Annotated in this window: 25 protein-coding genes; 14 read left to right on the top strand and 11 right to left on the bottom strand. The window is 68.8% G+C overall.

Annotation, left to right across the window (positions count from 1 at the left end; genetic code table 11):
* The first annotated feature begins 6 nt into the window (after positions 1-6).
* The 7 genes from ACR5MH_RS05815 (at position 7) to ACR5MH_RS05785 (ending at position 6,169) form a co-directional block, all read left to right on the top strand.
* Positions 7-1,398 carry a hypothetical protein gene (locus ACR5MH_RS05815; RefSeq protein WP_431346208.1) on the top strand — a complete coding sequence of 464 codons (1,392 nt, stop codon included), beginning with the start codon at positions 7-9 and terminating at the stop codon, positions 1,396-1,398.
* An 80-nt stretch (positions 1,399-1,478) separates the two neighbouring features.
* A complete protein-coding gene (locus ACR5MH_RS05810) occupies positions 1,479-1,937 on the top strand; it encodes a hypothetical protein (RefSeq protein ID WP_431346209.1) in 459 nt (152 codons plus the stop codon).
* Positions 1,934-2,767: a hypothetical protein gene (locus tag ACR5MH_RS05805; RefSeq protein ID WP_431346210.1), complete on the top strand. Its 834-nt coding sequence runs from the start codon at positions 1,934-1,936 to the stop codon at positions 2,765-2,767. Before ACR5MH_RS05810 ends, ACR5MH_RS05805 begins: the two co-directional genes overlap by 4 nt.
* An 82-nt stretch (positions 2,768-2,849) precedes the next feature.
* Entirely contained in the window at positions 2,850-3,731 is an 882-nt protein-coding gene (locus tag ACR5MH_RS05800) for a hypothetical protein (protein WP_431346211.1), read from the top strand.
* Positions 3,732-3,752: 21 nt separating this feature from the next.
* Positions 3,753-4,178 (top strand): hypothetical protein, encoded by a 426-nt coding sequence (locus tag ACR5MH_RS05795; RefSeq protein WP_431346212.1) that lies wholly within the window; start codon positions 3,753-3,755, stop codon positions 4,176-4,178.
* A gap of 223 nt (positions 4,179-4,401) precedes the next feature.
* A complete protein-coding gene (locus tag ACR5MH_RS05790; RefSeq protein WP_433862395.1) occupies positions 4,402-5,427 on the top strand; it encodes an ATP-dependent DNA ligase in 1,026 nt (341 codons plus the stop codon).
* An 88-nt stretch (positions 5,428-5,515) separates the two neighbouring features.
* Positions 5,516-6,169 carry an HNH endonuclease signature motif containing protein gene (locus tag ACR5MH_RS05785; RefSeq protein WP_431346214.1) on the top strand — a complete coding sequence of 218 codons (654 nt, stop codon included), beginning with the start codon at positions 5,516-5,518 and terminating at the stop codon, positions 6,167-6,169.
* A gap of 29 nt (positions 6,170-6,198) precedes the next feature.
* On the opposite strand, the gene ACR5MH_RS05780 is transcribed toward ACR5MH_RS05785, so the two are convergent.
* Positions 6,199-7,119 (bottom strand): hypothetical protein, encoded by a 921-nt coding sequence (locus ACR5MH_RS05780; protein WP_431346215.1) that lies wholly within the window; start codon positions 7,117-7,119, stop codon positions 6,199-6,201.
* 437 nt (positions 7,120-7,556) lie between these two features.
* Entirely contained in the window at positions 7,557-8,279 is a 723-nt protein-coding gene (locus ACR5MH_RS05775) for a hypothetical protein (protein ID WP_433862394.1), read from the bottom strand.
* Between the two features lie 405 nt (positions 8,280-8,684).
* Here ACR5MH_RS05775 and ACR5MH_RS05770 point away from each other — a divergent pair, with 405 nt between their 5' ends.
* Entirely contained in the window at positions 8,685-9,056 is a 372-nt protein-coding gene (locus tag ACR5MH_RS05770) for a hypothetical protein (RefSeq protein WP_431346217.1), read from the top strand.
* 100 nt (positions 9,057-9,156) lie between these two features.
* Entirely contained in the window at positions 9,157-9,453 is a 297-nt protein-coding gene (locus ACR5MH_RS05765) for a hypothetical protein (RefSeq protein ID WP_431346218.1), read from the top strand.
* Between the two features lie 64 nt (positions 9,454-9,517).
* On the opposite strand, the gene ACR5MH_RS05760 is transcribed toward ACR5MH_RS05765, so the two are convergent.
* The 6 genes from ACR5MH_RS05760 to ACR5MH_RS05735 all read right to left on the bottom strand — a co-directional run bounded on the left by ACR5MH_RS05760 (position 9,518) and on the right by ACR5MH_RS05735 (position 13,608).
* On the bottom strand, positions 9,518-10,339 hold the full coding sequence (locus tag ACR5MH_RS05760; protein WP_431346219.1) for a hypothetical protein: 822 nt from the start codon (positions 10,337-10,339) through the stop codon (positions 9,518-9,520).
* 91 nt (positions 10,340-10,430) lie between these two features.
* Complete coding sequence (locus tag ACR5MH_RS05755; protein WP_431346220.1) at positions 10,431-11,000, bottom strand: hypothetical protein; 570 nt, start codon at positions 10,998-11,000, stop codon at positions 10,431-10,433.
* A 580-nt stretch (positions 11,001-11,580) separates the two neighbouring features.
* A complete protein-coding gene (locus tag ACR5MH_RS05750; protein WP_431346221.1) occupies positions 11,581-11,868 on the bottom strand; it encodes a hypothetical protein in 288 nt (95 codons plus the stop codon).
* A 120-nt stretch (positions 11,869-11,988) separates the two neighbouring features.
* Positions 11,989-12,273: a hypothetical protein gene (locus ACR5MH_RS05745; protein ID WP_431346222.1), complete on the bottom strand. Its 285-nt coding sequence runs from the start codon at positions 12,271-12,273 to the stop codon at positions 11,989-11,991.
* Positions 12,201-12,440 (bottom strand): DUF2510 domain-containing protein, encoded by a 240-nt coding sequence (locus ACR5MH_RS05740; protein WP_431346223.1) that lies wholly within the window; start codon positions 12,438-12,440, stop codon positions 12,201-12,203. Before ACR5MH_RS05740 ends, ACR5MH_RS05745 begins: the two co-directional genes overlap by 73 nt.
* A 406-nt stretch (positions 12,441-12,846) precedes the next feature.
* A complete protein-coding gene (locus ACR5MH_RS05735; protein WP_433862393.1) occupies positions 12,847-13,608 on the bottom strand; it encodes a hypothetical protein in 762 nt (253 codons plus the stop codon).
* Positions 13,609-13,788: 180 nt separating this feature from the next.
* On the opposite strand from ACR5MH_RS05735, the gene ACR5MH_RS05730 reads away from it, so the two are divergent.
* Complete coding sequence (locus ACR5MH_RS05730) at positions 13,789-14,256, top strand: hypothetical protein (RefSeq protein WP_431346225.1); 468 nt, start codon at positions 13,789-13,791, stop codon at positions 14,254-14,256.
* Between the two features lie 12 nt (positions 14,257-14,268).
* On the opposite strand, the gene ACR5MH_RS05725 is transcribed toward ACR5MH_RS05730, so the two are convergent.
* A complete protein-coding gene (locus ACR5MH_RS05725) occupies positions 14,269-14,466 on the bottom strand; it encodes a hypothetical protein (RefSeq protein WP_431346226.1) in 198 nt (65 codons plus the stop codon).
* An 88-nt stretch (positions 14,467-14,554) separates the two neighbouring features.
* On the opposite strand from ACR5MH_RS05725, the gene ACR5MH_RS05720 reads away from it, so the two are divergent.
* Entirely contained in the window at positions 14,555-15,835 is a 1,281-nt protein-coding gene (locus tag ACR5MH_RS05720) for a SufS family cysteine desulfurase (RefSeq protein ID WP_431346227.1), read from the top strand.
* Positions 15,832-16,269, top strand: coding sequence for a Fe-S cluster assembly sulfur transfer protein SufU (sufU, locus tag ACR5MH_RS05715; RefSeq protein WP_431346228.1), 438 nt, complete (start codon positions 15,832-15,834; stop codon positions 16,267-16,269). Before ACR5MH_RS05720 ends, sufU begins: the two co-directional genes overlap by 4 nt.
* Positions 16,270-16,319: 50 nt before the next feature.
* Here the strand turns inward: sufU and ACR5MH_RS05710 are convergent, their stop codons facing one another.
* Together ACR5MH_RS05710 and ACR5MH_RS05705 are read right to left on the bottom strand one after the other, a co-directional pair.
* Positions 16,320-16,601, bottom strand: a complete 282-nt coding sequence (locus ACR5MH_RS05710) for a hypothetical protein (protein ID WP_431346229.1) — start codon at positions 16,599-16,601, stop codon at positions 16,320-16,322.
* A 139-nt stretch (positions 16,602-16,740) separates the two neighbouring features.
* Positions 16,741-17,613 (bottom strand): Dyp-type peroxidase, encoded by an 873-nt coding sequence (locus tag ACR5MH_RS05705; protein WP_433862392.1) that lies wholly within the window; start codon positions 17,611-17,613, stop codon positions 16,741-16,743.
* 461 nt (positions 17,614-18,074) lie between these two features.
* Between ACR5MH_RS05705 and ACR5MH_RS05700 the strand changes: the two genes are divergently transcribed.
* Both ACR5MH_RS05700 and ACR5MH_RS05695 read left to right on the top strand, forming a co-directional pair.
* The gene (locus tag ACR5MH_RS05700; protein ID WP_431346231.1) at positions 18,075-19,424 is read left to right on the top strand and encodes a quaternary amine ABC transporter ATP-binding protein; all 1,350 of its coding nucleotides are present in this window, start codon (positions 18,075-18,077) and stop codon (positions 19,422-19,424) included.
* Positions 19,421-20,890 carry a glycine betaine ABC transporter substrate-binding protein gene (locus ACR5MH_RS05695; protein WP_431346232.1) on the top strand — a complete coding sequence of 490 codons (1,470 nt, stop codon included), beginning with the start codon at positions 19,421-19,423 and terminating at the stop codon, positions 20,888-20,890. The genes ACR5MH_RS05700 and ACR5MH_RS05695 overlap by 4 nt, the downstream gene beginning before the upstream one ends.
* The last annotated feature ends 37 nt before the right edge of the window (positions 20,891-20,927 follow it).

The following is a 20,927-nucleotide window of genomic DNA, read 5'->3' as shown; positions in this document are numbered from 1 at the left end:
CGCCCGATGAAGAAGCTCATCTCCGTCGCCGTCGCCGCCCTCACAGCTGTCGCCGCACTGACCCTGACCGGCTGCTCCGCGCAGCAGGCCGACCCCGCCTTCGCCAAGACCCTGACGGCCACCTGGGGCAAGAACGCCACCATCGAGGCGGCAGCTCCGGGCCAGAAGCTCACCGGTGACCTCATCCCCGTCTTCTGCTGGGACCTGACCGGTTCGAAGGACAACCAGCACTGGTCGCACTGCGAACTCGCGGCGGCGACACAGACGATCACCCCTCTACGATCGCTCAGCGACGCCGGCTGGGAGCACCTGACCGGATACCCGGCAGTAGACGGAGACCGCTCCACCGCCCGGTATCTGCCGTCGACAGACGCGAAGCCGCTCCCGGCATATGTCCCGGGCCCGGAGTTCTGTGCCGCGCACTCCACCGTTTTCACCGCACTCGACCTGGGCGCGAAAGTGCCTGTGACAACCGACAGTGGTGCCCTCGCACTGGACGCGGCCGCGTACGGCCCCGGCTTCGCCTGTACCTCGGCGTCGATCGGCACCACCGCCGCGCAGGACGCCGCGTTCCAGGCGCTGGCGACGCAGAAGCTCACCCTGGCGGTGCTGAACGGGCTGCCGGCGAAGCTGAACGCGCACCCGGGCGCACCGACGTCGTGGACCGACCCGGTCACCGGCCGGACAGAGAAGATCGGTACCGCCCTAATCAGTGTCGACCGCAGCGGCGGCAAGACCGTCATCACCGTCCCGCAGCTGACCGTGGACGGACCGCTGAGCGCCCCGTACGGGAAGTCTTCCACCCTGTCCGCGGACGCAGCCGCACAGGTCGCCGGCGGCAAGCTCACGTTCAGTAACAACCTGGTGGGAAACCCCGCGGCCGCCAAGGGCGAGATCCTGCCTATCGTCTGTACCCAGCCGGACGCCTCCGCGGTCTGGCAGTTGTGCCAGCAGGGGAAGCCGGTCCAGATCGGTCAGGCGAGCAGCTACCGCGACGCCAACCCTCAGACGCTCGCGGTAACCCGTGAGTGGGCAGCGATGCCGGGCACGGTTGCCCTCCCGGACAGGATGGCCCGCATTTGCCTGCCGGACGAGAAGGGTAACGCGGTAACCTTCGGTCTCGCCACGGCTAAGACCGGCGGGGTCTCCATCTGGTCCTGTGGCGACCCCGCCAGCAACACTGACCTCACCAAGGCCGTCACCCAGGGGCTCACCAGCGGAAAGGTCACCGTCGGGCAGCTGCGCACGGCGCTGAACACGTTCTGCGCCGCTAACCCGGATGCGACCGCGAAGTTCGCCACAGGATGCGCGTACCAGTCGGCGACCGGCCAGGTGACTATGCCCGCCACCCTCAAGACGGTCTCCGTCGACCCTTACTCCAGCGACCCCAACTGGTGAGCACTCCGCAGCTCGGCGCTGCTGCTGACGCCGAGCCGCGGACCTCCTACAGCAGCTGAACCCACCCAGAAAGGACCACCATGCACAGCAGCGACCACCTCATCGTCATCCCACCCGCGAACCCGAACGCATCCATCATCATCCCGGCCGCCATCATCGCCGACGGCCCCGAGCTCGACTCCGCCTACCCGCCGCGGCCGCATCGGAAGCCTGTCAACCGCGGCGCCATCGTCACAGTGTCGGTCCTCGCCGGCCTCATCGTGACCGCCGGCCTGGCGTACGGCGCACTCTGGATGTGGGTCACAGGCCTTCCGATGCTCGCCGCCGCAGTCGGCGCATGGTTCATACACCTGTGCTCTACCCCGTGGGTCTGGCTGTTCGTCTACTGGGTAGCGGTCGGCATCGTTTACGCAATCTGCCGGTTCGGACGCCGAATGCACCAGGTGCCCGCTCTACTGATCGCTGTGCTCTCTCCGATGTTCCTCGCCTGGATCTGCATTACGATGATCTGCCGGTCGATGGGGAAGGCGTTCGGGTGACCATCACACGCGCGGTGTTACCCGCTTTCGTCACCACGGAGAGCATGCTCCCACGGGTCTACGCCTACGGCGCGGCCCTGTTCAACCAGATCCCAATCGGGGTTGGCATCACCGGCCCGCTGGTTGCCGACGCCAACCACACCCTCCTCACCGGGGACGCTAGCCAGACCGGCCGCGCAGCGACCAATCATAGCGCTCAGGCTCTCGCCCGCGGCCATGAGCTCGCGGTCATCGCTCTCACCGACCAACCCTCCGCGACCGAGGTCCTCTGCCCGTTCATCGCCGCGCGCGCCACCGACATGGATGCCGCGGCCGTGGCGCTGCGCCACGTCTCCGCCGAGCTGACGCGCCGGACCCGGCTGCTGCAGGAGCATGCAGCGTTCTCATTCGACCGGCTCCCGAACACTGTCCGCATGAGCTGGGAACCGGTGTCACCGATCACCGTCATCGTCGAAGACCCCGCCCCGCTGCTGGCGGAGCCCGAGCTCGCGGCTCTATTCGACACCATCGTCGCCCGCGGCCGCCACCTGGGCATCCACCTGCTGGTCACCGCCACGGCGCTCCGGCCTGCCGCCGCCCAGCACCTCACCCGGTTCAACTCACGGATCACGCTGATGGACACCGTCGACGAGGAACTACTCGAGCTGACCGCCCGATTCGACGGGATCCCCAAGAGCCCGCAGGAACTGACCGGTCCGGGCCTCGCCGTCGCCGACATCGCCGGGATCCCGAGCCTGTACCGGCAGGCAGTCCCGGACGACGCGGACAACCTGCTGGGACGGCTACGGGAGATCGGTGTCCCGGACGCCGACAGCTGGTTCTCCGCGTAGATCGTCCACGAAGCCCAGATCGCCGCCTCTGTAGCACGTGAAAGCACCACCGCCTCACAAACCGCCACAGAAAGGGCTTCACATGACCGAGATCAACACGCTCCCCGGCTTCGTCACCGGCACCTCACTACTCCCCGACGCCTACGCACCGGGGGAGTGGGCAACCATCCCGCAGGGTATCGACGCCGACGGCGACATCCTGCACCACGACATCCGCACCCAACCACACCGGCTCTTCCTGGGCTACCTGGGTTCTGCTGCGGAACCCGCGCTAATCAGCGATCTGGTTCACCGGCTCGCCCGCGGCCACCGGATCGTCCTCATTGACCCCAAGAACCGGCTCCGTGATGTCACAGCGAAGCCCTGGTACACCGACGCAGTAACCGACGGCGCATTCGACGCCGTCGCAGAGGGCACCTACGCCGCAGTCGAGGAGCTGCCCCGCCGCGCCGACGTTCTCAAGGCCCACAAGGCCGCGACCTGGTCGGACCTGCCCGAGGAAGTACGTGACCAGGAGAGCCTCGTGCCGATCACAGTTGTCGTGGCCGACCTCGGCGCGCTGACCCTCACCGACGGATACTCGACCGTGGAACGTCTCGCAGCTCTGCGGGCGGTGCATAACCTCACGGAGATCTCCGCCACCGGACGCGCCGTCGGCATCTACCTGCTGATCCGAACACAGCGAGCGACCGCGGACACCCTCCCTCCCGTGCTCCGCGAGAACCTGAACATCTCGGCGCCGGTCACCCCAATCCAGAAGCCGCTCGCGTGGGAGGACCTCGCGACGACGTTCGGATCCGAGGCCCGACAGGTCGCCGCCCTCCTCAACGCCGGCGACAAGCACCCGGGCCGCGCCGTCACGATCGACCCGGCCGGCCGCGTCGTCCTGTACCGGGTGAACTGGTTCGAGAGGGACGAGGTCGACACGCATCTCAGCCGGCTCGGCGTGCCGAAGGCTTCCTGACTCGTGCGCCGAAGGCTTCGGGTGACGACTACTCAGGGGCGGCCCGCACGGGTCGCCCCGGGTCACCTGGACCGCCACGCGCGCCGCGCGTTCATGCTGGGGAACTGTCTGAGCCTGGCGATCGCAGTATCGGACCGCACGGGCTGGCCGATCCTCACGCTCCGCGGCCGCGACATCAACGAGTCCCGTCATCGTTTCCTGGCACACGCTTTCGTGGAGCACCCAGAAGGTTGGCTCGTAGACATTAACGGAGCGAATCGACGCGACGTGACGGCGCAGTGGAAGTTCGAAACCGACCTGATCCCGGTCGGACATGACGCCGCCTGCGCCGAGCTGCGGGTCGATGCTGATGACTTTCCGCAGCAACACCCCGAGCTCGCGGTAAGTTTCGTCGACCCGGTCTTGGCGCTCATGACGCAGCAGCTGAGGCGGACCACGCGCCCCTGAACAGTCGCGCGGCGCTCTTCCGCTGGCCCGTTGCGACCCCGTTCCGCCCAGAATCACCCCGCTGCGCCGCTGTGCGCCCCGGTGCGCTGCGTTCAGCCCCGCGACCAGCAATGGCCCGTTGAGCGTTTCCGGCCGCGCACAGCCGCGCACAGCCTTGCTGCGCCCGCGGGCCGCCCGCACACACCCTTGAACCGCGCAGGTTGACCGGCGTATCGTCCGGGCCATGCCCGGAACGTCTGCGGCTGCGGGACGCCTGCCTGCTGAGCTGCGCGCCGGGCCCGAACTGATGCTGGCGAAGTCTGCCGCCCGTCTCCCGGGTGCCGCGGCGCTGCCCGGCGGGACCCGTTACGAGCCGAAGATGGACGGGTTTCGCGTTGCGGCGACCTTGGACGAGGAGACGGTCACCCTCTGGTCGCGACAGGGGAAGAACCTCACTCGCGCGTTCCCGGAGATCGCAGAAGCGCTGGCCGAGCAGGTCCCGCCCGGCTACGTTCTCGACGGCGAGGTGGTGCGCTGGGATGCAGCGGGCCGGTCCTCGTTCGATGCCTTGCAGCGCCGGCTGGTCGCCGGCCGCAGGATCAACCAGCTGGTCGCCGAGGAACCGGCCTCTTTCGTCGTGTTCGACATGCTCGCGTTGGCCGGGATCGACATTCGGGAGCAGCCGTACGACACCCGTCGGCAGCTACTCGAACGACTGGCGCAGGCCTGGGCCGCGCCGCTCTCGCTGATCGCCATGACCGACGATCCGGCAACCGCAGGGGAGTGGGCCGTTGAGCTCGCACCTAACGGGGTTGAGGGAATCGTCGCCAAGGGCGGCACCCAGCCGTACCGGCCAGGGGAGCGCGGCTGGGTCAAACACAAGGCCCGCGTTACCCGGGAGTTCCTCGCCGGCGCCGTCACCGGGACGCTCACCCAGCCAGGTGACATCATCCTCGGCGCCTGGCAGGACGGTGAGCTCCGCATCGTTGGGCGTACCGCACCGGTCAGTAGGGCGGCCGCGAGATCGCTGACGCCTTTCCTGCGTGAGCCGGAGAGCGACCATCCGTGGCCGGATGTGCTTCCCTCAACAGCCTGGGACAGGTTCAACCCACGGTCGGAGAAACGCGTGACTCTCGTCGAGCCGATCACTGTTGAGGTGAGCACAGACGTTGCTGCCTCGGAGAGCGGGTCGATCCGGCACGTCGCACGCTTCCTCCGGGTGCGGCCGGAGGTCGACCCAGCCACGGTCACCGGAGAAGCGCCCGCCTGAAGGACGACCCGCGCGACTGGCCGCGGATCCGCGGGAGGCCACCGCAGTAGCTATCGCTGATGTCGGCGTTGTCGGCCAGACTGGGCTCATGGAGCCTGAGGAGCCGCCGTACACGGTCATGCTCGGTAAGTACGAAGTCACAATTGAGTCGTACAACCCGGGCAAGGACACCATCGAGCGGCGGACTCGCGAAGACGCCAGTGGCTGCCTGCTATGGACCGGACCGCTCGACAAAGATGGCTACGGTGTCGCCTCCTTCGAAGGTCGCACCCACCGGGCGCACCGGCTCAGCTATGAGACGTACGTCGGCCCGATCCCCGATGGGATGCAACTTGACCATGTGTGCGAGACTCGCGCATGCGTCCGCCCCGAACATCTCGAACCGGTCACCAACTTCGAGAACACGGTCCGCCGGTTCGAACGACAAGGCATTCCCCGCGCCGACGCGGAAGCCGCCGCCGCAGCTGAGATGGAGGGGCGCCAGCGGATGCGGGCCCAGGACCGCTCTGCGAAAGAGCAGGCCCTGGAACGGGGAATCCGCAAGGGCACCCTGGTGCGCGACGGCCGGAAGAAGGGGGTCTACAAGGTATGGGGGTTCGCGCTCAGCGCCGCCGATGGCACGGCAGCCCTCTTCGTCTCTGACCCGGACGGCAGCAACAAGTACAACGCCATCCCGCTGCGGCGCGCTCGCGTCGTCGACGCGGAAAGCGATGGCCAAGACGTACAAAATGCCCACGGGTGAGAGCCGGGCCGGCGCGCCCGACCTCGCTGTCAGACTCGGTTGAGCTCGATTTCGATCATGTCGCCGTAGCCTCGCCCGATGCAGGTTTGCACGAGCAGCGAGTACTGATGCGGGAGGTCGTCGATGTGGGTCGTGTAGCCGTTGACGTGGAGGATCCCGACGACCTGGAAAGTCCCGGAGACCTCACCGGTGAGCGTGTATTTGGTGCCGATATTTTTGTCGAGGCCATCTCCGCCACAGTAGTCGTGGATGGCGACCGCCCCAGTCCCGAAGTACGACGAAACGTTCACCCCACCGCGACAGGCGTCTAGTTTCGACTGCACATCGGGCCCGTTGGAACTCGTCCACACGTAGATGCTGTTGTTGGCGGTGTAAGCCGCTGCCGCAGCGGCCGCAGCGGCAGCTTCCCGCGCCTTCTCAGCCGCGATCCGCGCCTGCTCGGCCTGCCACGCGGCCTCAGCAGCGGTCACGTTCGCCGCGAGCTGTCCGAGTTCGACCGGCACGGTCCGCAGCTGCTGAGCGACCGGGTACTGAAGCTGATCGATCACCCGGGCTGCGGCGGCGTAGTCGGGGCCGTAGGGGCCGGCGGCCGGTTTCGCTTTCGCAGCCGCGTCGACGAGCCGCTGCTCGGCCTCCCCGGTCTGCACCTTGAAGGTGTCACGGCGGAGCTCGTCTTCCAGCGTTGCTCGGGAGCCGTCTCCGTCGAGTACCTTCCCGGCACTGTCGGCGAGCACCTTTGCACCCGCGGTAACCGCGTCCTGAGCGGCGCCGACGAGCTGGAGCGCCTCTCCACGACGTGAGGTGAGCGCGTCGCGGGCGACGTCGTACCCGGGCCGTTGCGCCGCGACGGCGGAACGCTCCTGGGTGACGTGTTCGGCGGCGGCGACGCCGGCGCTGACAGCGATACTTGCTGCGAGCAGGAGGGCGAGAACGCGGGGGAGTGCGGGCATGGTGTGGGGTCCTTTCCGGGGGTCACCACCACACATGCGGCGGAGGCAAGGCGTTCGTCCCCAGCCATGCGACGAGCCACGGCCGCAGGTGCGAACCCGCGGGCCTCGCGCGGCGGCTCGGCCCGCGACTCGCCCCGCACCCGCACCCGCACCGCAGCCGTCACGCCCGCGGACCGTCCGAACCGCCCACGACACGCAGACGTCTCGGAAGCGGAGCGAGCGCGCTCCGACACCGCACCGGTGGTGGTCGCGTCCACGTGCGGCGGCTAGTCAGCGGCACGGCAGGCGTGACGATGCACGCCGGAGAGCGGCGTGATGACGAGACGCGGTGCGGTCTGAAGCGTGAAGCCAGCGGGAACGCTAGGGTAGGGCTACCAAGCGCGACGTCGGGAGTGCCCGTCGGCCGCGCGGGTCACGCCGACGTACCACTGCGAACGTCACTGAGACGGAGCGCCCTCAGCGTCGTAGTTCGCGATCTTCCACGTCCCGCCGACGGCAGCCAGTTGAATGTGGGAGAGGTATCGGTTGCCGTTCTGGGAGACTTCCACGGGGTGGTATTGCAGACCGATACGGTTCTGCGCGGAGTTGTTGTGTTCTGTGACGGTCACATCGACTAGTGCGGATGTGCTCGAGGCTTGCTGAACCTGTTCTGATTCGATCGTGGTCCAGTACTTGTAAACCTGTTTGTCGGCCGGGTCACCGCTCTTGTAAGTGATGATCCAGTTCTCAATGCGGCCCGCATTGTTCTGCTGCTCCCCTCGCGCCCTGCCTGACAGCACGGAGTTCGACTGCCACCCAGGGACGAAGAGCGCCTGAGTGAATGCCGTCGCATTCGTTGCTGCGATGTTGGCAGTGAAACTGCCCGTGGAGCCGCTGAAGTTGAGCCGCGCGCGGTAAGTAGGATCAGTCGTTCCAGCCATTTGCCACGCGGCGAATCGTTGCTCGACGAGCTTCGCCGCATCGCTCGGAGACGTCGAAATGGGGATTTCCAATGCTGCGACAGACAGACTCCCGGAAGCGTCACTCGCATCGGGATGATCCGCACGCCCGGTTGGCGCATAGCTCCCTGTAACGGTCGATGAAGGGTCTGGCCCGGCCGGAGCAGCGGAACAACCTGCCAAAGCGATCGCCGCGATTGAAACACCAACGGTTGCTCGCACAAACGATCGCTGTCTCATTGGGCCCCCTCGGGTGAAACGAATCCTCATGTTCGGTGCATGGATCGTAGCATCGTGGCATTTTTGACTCCGGTCGCGCCAGGCGGTATCCCGCTGGCCCGGCGGTGGCTGTGTCGGCTAACCGCGGTAACTCTCGTGTGGTGCGGGGGCGCGGCGGGCGCCTTGCGTGTGCGCTAACTGAACGCTTACGGAGGCGTGGAGCCAGCGGGAACGGAACAGCGACATGCCGGGGCGCGGCGGTTAGCGGGGACGGGAGCGTGCCGGCCGACCGGAGGGAGGCCGGTCCCTTCCATCGGGTGCCTCCGGAGTACAGCGAAGCTCTCGGACTTGGCTCCAGCGCGGCGGGGCGAAGTCCGACGCTGACGCAGAAAGGGATACGCTGCCGCCGTGACCGACCTGCATCTCGACCTGGCTGTCCTCGACGAAGCGACGAACGTTGGTATCAGCGCCGCCTATAACGAGATTGGCGCCCGTGTGGGACTTGCACCGCTGGACTGGAAGCTCTCCGACGTGGCGGATACCACGATCGAGGCTACTCACCCGCTCGGTCGGGCCCACCCCGATGGCGAGTCGCTGTGCCGGCAGTGGGCCGAATACCTCGGCCTCTGCGAGTCAGACGAGAATCTCTTTCCATACGATGGATGCGTGACGTGGTCGGGATGCACCCCCGAGTCGATCACGCTCATGCTGCACGCAATCACCGACGTGGAGCTCTACCGTGCAAACTGGCCGGAAGACGCGGGGTTTCTGGGGTCGTAGTAGTTCTACGCATACCGGTGGCCGCTCGCTCTAGGCCTCGCCGCTTCCTTCATCTCGATGGATGTAGCGGCCCAAGGAAGGCATAGGAGACGATGCTGTCATGACCTTCAGCGAGCTGCGCCCGTTCGACGATGAACTCAACGCCGCCTTTGTGAGCATGGGGTGGGAGACGGCGCGAGACTACAGGGATGACGTCTACGCGGATGAATGGCGCCGGCAGCTCCTCGGTGGAGAAGAAGTGGTCATGATCCAGGGCGACTTCGCTGTGTATGAGGGGCGGGGATGGAGCCTGCGGCTGGAAACACCCGCTGAGATTCTGCGTGTGGTGCGCGAGCGGGACGCGGCCGTGGCGCGCTACCTCGAAGAAATCAGAGCCTCGGCTGCTGCCGAGGCTTGACGCGTGAGCATCGGCACCCCGCAGCGGGTCCGGGAGCGCGCTGACTCAGCTCACAGAGCGCACGCTATGCCGACCCGGCACCGCGCGGTGCTGAGGCGCGAACAGACAGCATGCATTTCTCCGCGAGGCCGATCGCGAAGCTGAGGTGCCGAGTCGCCTGCTCCAGCATCATCCCGAGCGTGGTGAGGCTGACGGTAACGAGGATGTGATCGGGCATCTCAGTTCGGCTGAGAGCCCCAGCCGCAAAGTTGGAGTTGGAGTGGGCGATGCCGGAGCATGCTCTCCACGCGTCCACCCCGATGAGTTTGGCGCCGCGGTTCTCGGGGATCTTCTTGTCGACATCGCCGATGATGTCTGTCAGGTGCGCGAACGGCTTGTCGAGGTCGAGGCTTTTCAGCCCGGGCCGGCTTTGGATGACCTCGGTGAGCAGTCGACGGAGTTCCTTGGTAATGGCGTCCGTCGGCGTCGGGTATTTCTTCGTGTAGACGATGACGCGCTGCCGATTGTCCCAGGTGAGCCGGATGGAGCGGCGCACGCGAGCATCGATTGTGCCGGGCAGCATCAACCAGGACGCAAGCGCGGACGCCTCGATCGCCACGCGGATCAACGAGTACCCGGCGAGTGGCCGCGGCCCGTTCGCCTCGATGCCTTGGGCCAGCATTGTGAGGTGGTCGAGCGCGCTGTGCAGAAGGTGCACGATCTGGTCGGACGGTGGGTCGATGGGTTTGACGTTGTCGTCGACCTGGGCGCGACTTCCTTCCAGGGGATGAAGCATCCGGATTCGCAGCTCTGCGTTCTCCACCCAGGAGGGGAGGCGACCGACTAGCTCGGCAGAGGCCTGCACCAACGCCGGATCGTTCAGGACTGGATCTGCGTTCAAGGTCATGGTTGACGCTCCTGTTGAGGTGGCCTCGTCGCTCGACGACGGGGAGGCGAGGCGAGCTACTCCTCTGTGAAGCTCGCCAGCGCCCACATGGTCAGCTGCGGATCTCTTCGACGGAACCATCCGCGTTTCGTCGGAAGCGGCGCCCGTCGGCGTCTGTCCAATTCAGAACGACAGCCAGGTTCGTTTCGGGTGTCGGAAGGTTCTCGGTGCCGGAGCCATCCGGGAGTCGCCACTGACCTGTGAACGTCTTCGATTCCTGGGCCAGGATGAAGGGGCTCCCGCTGTTCGAGGTGCCGTTCGGATTCCAGATCGCTTCGGGAGGACCATCCTTCAAGCGAACAGGCCCGATCGTCACGTCGTACACCGGCTGGCTGTCTGTATTGGTCAGTTCGATCTTGGTCTCCGAGTAGCCCGGCCGGTGCCCTCCGGAGGTGGCCATGCTGTAAGCGGTCCACCGAAGTCGTTCGGCTCGCCGAAGGGCTCGATCGTCGTCCTCAGCGCGGGCCTCACGGCGTCGCCGGAGTTCAACGCGGAACCCCCACACGGCGATGCCTACCGCAACGGCCGGGGCGACGAGCTGGAGCAGGGTTTCGCATAGCGGCGGGTCGTTGTTGATGACGATGACTGTGGACGCTCTCGCCAGGCTCTCTAGGAGGCTCATCGCGCGTTCCTCTCAGCGGCGCGCTGGCTGGCAGAGCAGGGCTCGTAGAGCGTGGCCATGATTCCTCCTCGGTTGCTCGACGCTGGGTTGCGGACGTGCGCACCTCAAATGAGCAGATACACCGATACTCACTTGAAGCAGCACAACTCTATGGGCCGCAGCAGACACCCCAGTCGCCGAGAACGGGGCTGAGAGTGACGGCGCGGGGAGCGTGTCGGGGCGCGGACTGGAGGGGCAACCTCTTGCGCGTGGCTGCCAGCTCCGCAGGCTCTTGGCCAAGGTCCAGCGCCATTCAGCAGCGGTGCCCTTTCAACGCGACGCGGGTGATGATCGTGGTGAGCGGAGGTGACCAGCAGTGAGGCGAGCGGCATCGCGAGGGCCTTTTCTGCGACTTTCCTGCAGTTTTGCGGTTTCCTGGACAGCCCGGAATAGTGAAAGTTCTGGTCAACATCCGGATCGAGAGCACCCGTACCCAGACTCAGTTGTTCTTGGTTCGAGTCCAGGTACCCCAGCAAAAAAGACGTCGAAACCCCGGTGATGAGCCGGGGTTTTTTGTTCGGCGGAACGCAACGGCGCCGCTCTACATGGCGATGACTTCGCCCACCTCGACGCTGCCGCCGTAGGAGAGGCCGGGGCATCCTTCGGCCAGCGCGGTCGCCGCGGTGAGGTCGGCAGCGTCCACGAGGGCATAGCCGGACAAGGCGTTGGCTCCTGCGGGCGTTCCCAACAGCGTGGTCGCGCCGATGCGGCTGCCCATGTCGGTCACCGCCGAGCCGAGCTTCTGGAACCAGGCGCCCCAGGCGGCGACCTCTTCCTCGGTGGCGTTCACTGCCGGATCGTTGCGGAAAGCAAAGACGAACGCAGACATGATGTGCTCCTTCTGATTCTGGTCGACGTTCTGCTGTCGACTCAGCACTACGACGTCGCAGCGGGTCCGAAATCGACACGTCCCAGGAAACGCGACATGGAGAGCGCCCGGGGAGACCGGTCAGGACAGGACGACGCCCAATGCGTTCGTCCCGCCATCCACCGGCGCGCCGCCGAATACCAGCGCCACCACGAGCACGCACGCCAGCAGCGCTCCGGCGCCCAGAGAGATCCCCCAGATCGCGCGCGTCCGCCCCACATGCGTCGCCAGGCGTCCGGCGCGGATCAGCGCCGGAATGCCGAGGCCGACGGAGAGGCCGACGCCGACCAGGATCAGCAGGGCGAGGAGCGGGTCGATGCCGCCTCCGGTCGCGAGCGCGAGCACGACGACCGCGGCGGCGACCACGCCCGCGGCGATCGAGGCGGTGGCGTAGCCGTTGGTCGGGGAGGGCCGGCAACCGGCGCCGAGGGCGCCAACGGGCGGACCGCGTCCGTCCAGCGGAGGCCGTCCCACCAGCGCTGGAACCGGGTGTCGGCGTCTGGGTACCAGCCGGGCGGCGGCAACTGGCTCATCGGGCTCCTCGATCGGGGTGCACCGACACTATCGCCCGGCGTCTCCGCATCGGAGGATCCTCAGCCCGAAGCACCTGTTCTGGGGGTAGTCACAGGATGCAGTTCACCTCGTGGTAACCCCCGGCGAGGAAGATCATCCGACCGGGACAGCGGTACGGGGGTTCCGCGACCGAAGGTCACTCCGTGATGCGAGTGACAGTGCGGCCGGTCTCATCCACAGGACGGGATGAGACCGGCCGCACCTCTCTGTTCGAGACCGAACATCGAGACCGAACGTCTCGACCGACTGATCAGCTTCCCAGACCGACGCGGTCCACACGGCGGTGGAAGCGCATTCCCGCCACGCCGCCGAGCACCGCGCCCGCGAGGCTGACGATCGCCACAGCGACCGCGGTGATGACGCCGGTCAGGGTGACGCTGCCCTCGTCCAGCGGGATGCGGGGAAGCCGTTGATGTTGCCCAGGATGTTGTACTGGGCGCCGAGGATGAGGGTGAGGATGGCGACGACCACTGCGATGATGATCGCCCAGATCCACACGGCGAGGCCCTGGCGGGCGCCGTCGAAGCGCGCCATCCTGCCGGCGACATAGCCGCCGAAGTAGTACGCGACGAAGGCGATCACGACCAGCGCGATCGCACCGACGAAACCGATCGTCGCCGCGTTCTTGTTGGCTTCGTTCGCGGCGGCGTTCCCGCTGCCGCCCGACGCACCGAGGCCGACGGCGGCGCCCGCGGCGGCGACCAGCGCGGTCAGGATGACCGCCATGCCGGTCGCGGTGAGCCAGCCGAAGAAGGCGGCGCCGAACTTCATGCCGCCGAATTCGCTCCGCTCGCGGGCCACCACGTTCTCGCGAAGGGTGCGGTTGCCGTCGACCCGGAGGGCCTCGTCGGTCTCCTCCTGGGAGTCGCTCGGGTAACGCGCGGCGCGCGGGTACTCGTCCACCGGCTCCTCATCGAGGGAGCGGTCGTCCACCCGGCGCGTCGGGGTCGGGTCGTCGACGGCGGAGTCGGGGCGCGCCGCGACGGGCTCGACCGGCTCACCCGCCGCCCGGTGCGCTCCAGCGGCCGGCGCCGTCGCGTCCGCTGGTGCAGCGTCGTACGCCCGGGTTCCCGGCTCGTATGCGCGGGTCTCCGCCGGTTCGTTCGCTGGGGGTCTACGGTCCGTCATCTCGGTGCCTCCTCCACTTTCACGCGCCGGTGCGGCGGGTGCGTCGGCAGAACTGCCGCGGCGCACGCTAGCCGCGTCCGGACCGGCGGGGAAGGACCTTGATCCGCCCGGAGATCGGGGGTAGGCGAGCGTACAATCGGACCCACTTCAGCAGCACGCCGATCAGGTGGGAGGCGCTCGATGGGCTGGTTCGCCAGGACACGCCGCGCCGACTCCGTCGCGCTCGCGGAAGACGGGCTGAGCGCCGTGACGCTGCTGGCCGTGCTGGAGGAGGCGGTCTCGTACCTGTCCGCGGCGGAAAGCCTCCTGGAGCGGTGCGCGGTGGCGGGGGAGCCCGGTCACCCGATCGGAGTGCGCCCGGCCGACCGCCGGCTCGGCGCGGCGGACGCGCGCCAGGGCCTCCGGCTGCGGATCGCGTTCACCCAGCTCTCGCGCTGGCTCGACGGGATGACGTGCGAGCCGGAGCAGGAGCCGCTCCGCGCGGACGCGTCCCGGCTGCTGCGGTTCTACCTGCTGATGGTGACGTACGCGCTGGACGCCGCGTTCACGCCGCCGGCGCGGCAGCACATCGCGGTCCGCGGCGGCCACAGCGGCGCCGCGGGGCGGCTGGTCGAGTTGCGCGACCTGGCGCGGGCGGCGGCGGAGTAAGGCGCGACGCGCTCAGCGCCCCCGCCGCCTCCGCAGGCCGAACCCGATCAGCACGCCGCCGCCGATGGCGACGAGCACCCCGACCCCACGGACCACCCACTGCACGTCGCCCGTCGCCGCATCCACCAGGAGCGGACCGGCGAGCCCCACCACGACGAGCAGGATCCCGCCGATGAAGAACCACGGGGAGCCGTTCGTCCGTTCGACCATGCCCCGAGCCTACCGGCGGCCCCTCGCCGTGACCGGCGTCGTCACGCACGGCGGGATTGCAGCGAACCCCGGTAGCGTTGAGCACAGTATGCGCACCGACACCCTCGACCCGGTCCGGCTCCGCCCGGACTTCCCGATCCTCTCCCGCGAGGTGAACGGGCACCCCTTCGTCTACCTGGACTCCGGCGCCACGTCGCAGAAGCCGCGGCAGGTGCTCGACGCCGAACGCGAGTTCGCCGAGCGGTTCACGTCCGCCGTGCACCGCGGTGCCCACACCGTCGCCGGGGAGGCCACCGAGCTCTTCGAGGACGCCCGCGCCCGCGTGGCCCGCTTCGTCGGCGCCCGGCCCGAGGAGCTGGTCTGGACCTCCAACGCCACCGAGGGACTCAACCTCCTCGCCTATGGGATGTCGAACGCGTCCGCCGGCCGTGGCGGCGCCCCGGCCGAGCGGTTCCGGGTCGGCCCCGGCGACGAGCTCGTCGTCACGGAGGCCGAGCACCACGCGAACCTCATCCCGTGGCAGGAGCTGGCGGCCCGCACCGGAGCGACGCTCCGTGTGATCGGGCTGACCGACGACGGGCTGCTCCGGCTCGACCTGGCCGCCGCGCTGATCGGGCCGCGCACGAAGGTGGTCGCCTTCACCCACGTGTCGAATGTGCTCGGCGCGATCAACCCGGTCGAGGAGCTCGTGGCGCTCGCGCACGCTCAGGGCGCGCTCGCCGTGCTCGACGCCTGCCAGTCGGTGCCGCACCTCGCGGTCGACCTCCCGCAGCTCGGCGTCGACTTCGCCGTGTTCTCCGGCCACAAGATGCTCGGCCCGACCGGTGTCGGCGCCCTCTACGGCCGCACGGAGCTGCTCGACGCGCTCCCGCCGTTCCTCACCGGCGGCTCCATGATCACCACCGTGACACTCGACCACGCCGAGTACCTGCCCGCTCCGCAACGGTTCGAGGCCGGCACGCAGCGGGTGTCGCAGGCGGTCGCGCTCGCGGCCGCGGTCGACTACCTCGACGCGGTCGGGATGCCGGCGATCGAAGCGCACGAGGCGGAGCTGGGCGCGCGAATACTCGCCGGGCTCGCGGGCATCCCCGGCGTGCGGGTCCTCGGCCCCGGACCCGACGTGGAGCGGGTCGGCCTCGCCAGCTTCGTCGTCGACGGCATCCACGCCCACGACGTCGGGCAGTTCCTGGACGACCGCGGCATCGCGGTGCGCGTGGGCCACCACTGCGCGCAGCCGGTGCACCGCCGGTTCGGCGCCACGGCCTCCACCCGGATCAGCGCGTACCTGTACAACACGGCGGACGAGGTGGACGCCGCGGTGGCGGCCGTCGCTGACGCGCGCGACTTCTTCGGGGTGATCGACCGGTGAGCGACCTGCAGAGCCTGTACCAGCAGGTCATCCTCGACCATGCGCGCGAGAAGCACGGCTACGGCCTCGGCGAGGACGCCGCGGCCACGTCGCACCAGTACAACCCGACTTGCGGAGACGAGGTCACCGTGGGCGTGCACACGGACGCGGAGGGCCGCGTCCACGCGATCAGCTGGGAGGGTCACGGCTGCTCGATCTCGACCGCGTCCGCCTCGCTGCTCAGCGACCTCGTCCACGACGCCGACCGCGCCGACCTGGCTGCGTCGATCGCGGCGTTCCGCGAGCTGATGCAGTCCAAGGGCGCGCTGGAGGGCGACGAGGAGCTGCTGGGCGACGCCGTCGCGCTGGCCGGGGTCTCGCGGTACGTGACGCGCGTGAAGTGCGCGATGCTGCCGTGGGTGGCGCTGGAGGACGCCCTCCTCAAGTCCGCCTGACCGCCGAAGGGCACGCGTTTTTGCGTGCTCTTCGACGGAGTGCGGGGTGCTCAGGGAACCGGGGCCAGGTCCACTTCGTCGGCGATGGCCTCCAGCGCGGAGGGCAGGGTCGGGAACGTCGTGCCGTAGACGAGGCCGGACGGCCCTGCCGCGGTCCACGTCTCCTTCCGCTTCGCGACCTTGCCGACCAGATAACGCTTGTGGCCGCCGAGCGCCTGGCGCTGCGCGATCGGGAGCGTCAGCGGGAACGCGTAGACGTCGCCGCGCGGGCTGACCACCAGCTCCCAGCGGGCGCGGCCCGGGTTGAACTTGCTCGTGAAGATGCGCGACATGATGGCCTTTTGTACCCTGCCGCCGCCTCCGGTCGCCACGAAGATGACGACCTGTTGCGCGGGCGCGCGTCATGGGACGTCACACGGCGGTCACTCGCGTCGCCACCCGGCCGTCACCCGACCCGTCACCCGGCCGCCCTCAGTCGCCGAGCCCCTCCAGGAAGCTGCGGGTCGGCGCGAAGAACGTCGTCCCGGTGGTGGCCGTCGAGAAGTCCAGGATGCGGTCGTGGCTTCCCGGCGGGTCGCCGATGAACATGCGTTCCAGCATCCGCTCGATGACCCACAACTCGCGCGAGTAGCCGATGAAGTACGTGCCGAACTCGCCGTGGCCCGGCCTCCCGAACGGCATGTTGTCGCGGAGGATGTCGTGCTCGACGCCGTTCTCGTCGGTGATCGTGCTCAGCGTCTTGTGCGCCTTCTGGCCGTGCTCGACGTCGGGCAGCTCGATGTTCTCGACCTTCGTCCGCCCGATCACGTCCTCCTGCGACGGCACCGGGAGGCGGTTCCAGGAGGCGAGGTCGTGCAGGTACTTCTGCACGACGACGTAGCTGCCGCCCGCGTGATCGGGATCCTCGTCCCCGACGATCGAGGCCGCCGCCATGTCGCCCGCGGTGGGATTGGCCGTCCCGTCGACGAAGCCGAGGAGGTCGCGGGCGTCGAAGTAGCGGAAGCCGACCACCTCGTCCGCCACGGTGACCGCGTCGCCCAGCGCGTCGAGGAGCTGCCGCTCGAACTCGAAGCAGAAGTCGCCGCGCTCGGCGCGGATGTGGAACAGCAGGTCACCGGGCGTGGCGACCGCCGTGTGCACCGCGCCGCGGACCTCCCGGAACGGGTGCAGCTCCTTCGGCGGCGCGACGTCGGTCAGTCTGCCCCAGAAGTCCGCGCCGATGCCGATGTTGCACGACAGGTTGGCGTTCAGATCGCGGAAGCCCACTGTCTTCACGATGTCGGAGATGTTCGCAACCACGTCCCGCGCGGTGGCGACGGAGCCGGGGGAGTCCGCGACCGTCACGACGAGGAAGACCGCCGCGCGGGAGAGGGGGCGTCGACGCTCTGCGGCTCGATCGGGACGCGCTGCCAGGGGTGGTCGCCGGTGCTGTTCGCCATGCCGATCACTCTGCCGGAATCGCGCCGCGCGCGATAGATCCGGTCGTGCACCACGCGCGGTTTCACCCGCTCTCGATTGGCGATCGCTGCGAAGACCCTGATAGCGTCGAAAGGCCCTGGTGCGCTGCGAGCGCGGCGCGCCGGAGGTGAACCAGCCCGCGATCCGGGCCGTGCGGCCGCACCGGTGGCCCCGCTCGGATCGTACGGTCGGCTGGCGTGGGCGCACCCCGATGGTCGCGCCAGCGACGGTGATTCGCGCGGAAGGCCCGCGCTCGAGTCGTGCCACCGTCGCCGCATGCCGTCGGCCCGGGCGCGACCAGAGTGTGCGTGTCCACCAGACGCGAGCGCGCACCGCGGAGAGACACGTTGAGCAACACGATCGCCGTCGAGGCGAGGAACATCTTCAAGGTCTTCGGACGCAAACCCCGGGAGACCGTGCGCCGGCTGCGGCAGGGCGCGAGCCGCGCGGACGTCGCCGGGCTCGGGACGGCCGCCGTCATCGACGCGAGCCTGACCGTCCGGCGCGGCGAGATCTTCGTCGTGATGGGGCTGTCCGGCTCGGGCAAGTCCACCCTGATCCGCCTCCTCAACGGGCTGCTGGAGCCGACCGCGGGTGAGGTGGAGGTCATGGGCACCACGATCACCGGCCTCGCGGGCGCGAAGCTGCGCGCCGTCCGGCAGCAGCACATCTCGATGGTGTTCCAGCACTTCGCCCTGCTGCCGCACCGCACCGTCCTCGACAACATCGCCTACGGCCTGGAGGTGCGCGGGATGCCCGCCGCCGAGCGCCGCGAGCGCGCGGTCGAAGTGCTGGAGCTGGTCGGCCTCGGCGGGTGGGGCGACAAGCTCCCCGGCGAGCTCTCCGGCGGGATGCAGCAGCGCGTCGGCCTCGGCCGAGCGCTGGCCGCCGACACCGACGTTCTGCTGATGGACGAGGCCTTCTCGGCGCTCGACCCGCTCATCCGCCGCGAGATGCAGGAGCAGCTCCTCGAACTGCAGAGCTCGCTGGGCAAGACCATCGTGTTCATCACGCACGACCTCAACGAGGCGATGTTCCTCGGCGACCGGATCGCGGTCATGCGGGACGGCCGGATCGTCCAGACCGGTACGCCGGAGGATATCCTCACCGATCCTGCCAACGACTATGTCGCCAGCTTCGTGCAGGACGTCGACCGCGCCCGCGTGCTGACCGCCGCGAGCGTGATGGAGCCGGCCCGCGCGCTGGTCACCGTCGCGGGCGGGCCGCGCGCCGCGATGCGCACGATGCGGGACCTCCAGACTTCCGCTGCGTTCGTCGTCGGCCAGGGCCGGCGGCTGCTGGGCGCGGTGCGCGACCGGGACGTGATGCGCCAGGTGCGGGACGGGCAGGGCGACCTGGCCGACGCGATCGACACGGACATCGCAACGGTGTCCCGCGACGAGGTGCTCAGCGAGCTGGTCGAGCCCGCCGTCGGCAGCGCCCTCCCGCTCGCCGTGGTGGACGACCAGCGCCGCCTGCTCGGCGTGATCCCGCGGGTCACCCTGCTCGCGGCCCTCGGGAACGTGTCCAGCGACACCACCGAGATCCCGGTCGTGGTCGAGCCTCCGGCCACCGTGCCGGTGGACGCGATGACGCTGGCCCTGCAGGAGTCCGCCGGGGGCGACGCCATCCCGGGCGACGCCGTCCCGGGCGACGCCGTCCCGGTCGTCGCCGACGAGGCGGAGGTGGTCGCGTGAACACGGCCCACCTGATCCCGCTCGGCCAGTGGGCGACCGCGGTCGTCGACTTCGTCACCACCACCTTCGGCGGCCTGTTCGACGTCATCCGCGTGGTCTTCACCGGGATGTTCGACGGTGTCGACTGGGCGCTGCAGACGCCGCCGTTCTGGGGCGTCGTCCTCATCGTCGCGATCCTCGCGGTCTGGCTGCGCGGCTGGGTGTTCGGCGCGGGCACCGTGCTCGGGCTCCTGCTCATCGCGGGGATCGGCCAGTGGGCGAACGCGATGGACACCCTCGCGCTCGTGCTGGTCTCCTCGGCCATCGCGATCGCGCTGAGCGTGCCGCTCGGCATCCTCGCCGCGCGGTCCCGGACGGCGTCGGCGATCATCCGGCCGGTGCTCGACTTCATGCAGACGATGCCGGCGTTCGTGTACCTGATCCCGGCGCTGATCCTGTTCCGGGTGGGCGTGGTGCCCGGCATGGTCGCGACCATCGTCTTCGCGATGGCGCCCGGGGTGCGGCTCACCGAGCTGGGCATCCGCGGCGTCGACACCGAGCTGGTGGAGGCCGGCCGCGCGTTCGGCTCGCCGCCCCGCCGCATCCTGCGCCAGATCCAGCTTCCGCTGGCCATGCCGTCGATCCTCGCCGGCGTCAACCAGGTCATCATGCTCTCGCTCTCGATGGTCGTCATCGCGGGCATGGTCGGCGGGGGCGGCCTCGGCCGGGACATCGTCCAGGCGCTCAGCCGGGTGGATGTCGGGCTCGGCTTCGAGGCGGGCATCGCCGTCGTCATCCTGGCGATCGTGCTCGACCGGCTCACCGCCGCGGTCGGCAAGGCCCGGGTGCGGATGCCGAAGCGCGCGCTCGCGGTGCTCGGCGCCGGCCTGCTCGTCGTGATCGGCGGGACGGCCGTGACCGCGGCCTCCACCGCCGGCGGCGACAAGGGCCACGTGAAGGTGGCCGTGTTCAACGGCTGGCCGGAGGGCGAGGCGGCCTCGTACCTGTGGAAGCACGTGCTGGAGCGCGAGGGCTACCAGGTGGACTTCGAGTACGCGGACGCCGGGCCGGCCTTCGCCGGACTGAGCACCGGGGACTACGACATCGCGTTCGACGGCTGGCTGCCGACCACCCACGCGCAGTACATGAAGACCTACGGCGCGCACCTCTCCGACCTGGGCGCCTGGAACGACGAGGCCAAGCTGACCATCGCGGTCAACAAGGACGCGCCGATCGACTCGCTCGACCAGCTCGCGTCGCACGCCTCCGACTTCGGCAACCGCCTGGTCGGCATCGAGCCGGGCGCCGGGCTCACCGAGGCCACCCAGAAGAAGGTCATCCCGGAGTACGGACTCGGGAAGATGGACTTCGTCACGTCCTCCACGCCGGCCATGCTCGCCGAGCTGTCCAGCGCGATGAAGAAGCGGGTCGAAGTCGAGGTGGACGCGGATGGCCGCGACCTCCGCACGACAGCCGTCCCGGTCTGATGCCGAACGGCACGTGAGCGCCCCTGGAACACGGTTG

Origin of the sequence: Streptomyces sp. L7 (assembly GCF_050990935.1) — a bacterium.
Lineage (GTDB): Bacteria > Actinomycetota > Actinomycetes > Actinomycetales > Microbacteriaceae > Leifsonia.
The sequence above is the reverse complement of the archived record's forward strand: the minus strand, read 5'-3'. Positions and strand labels throughout refer to the sequence as shown.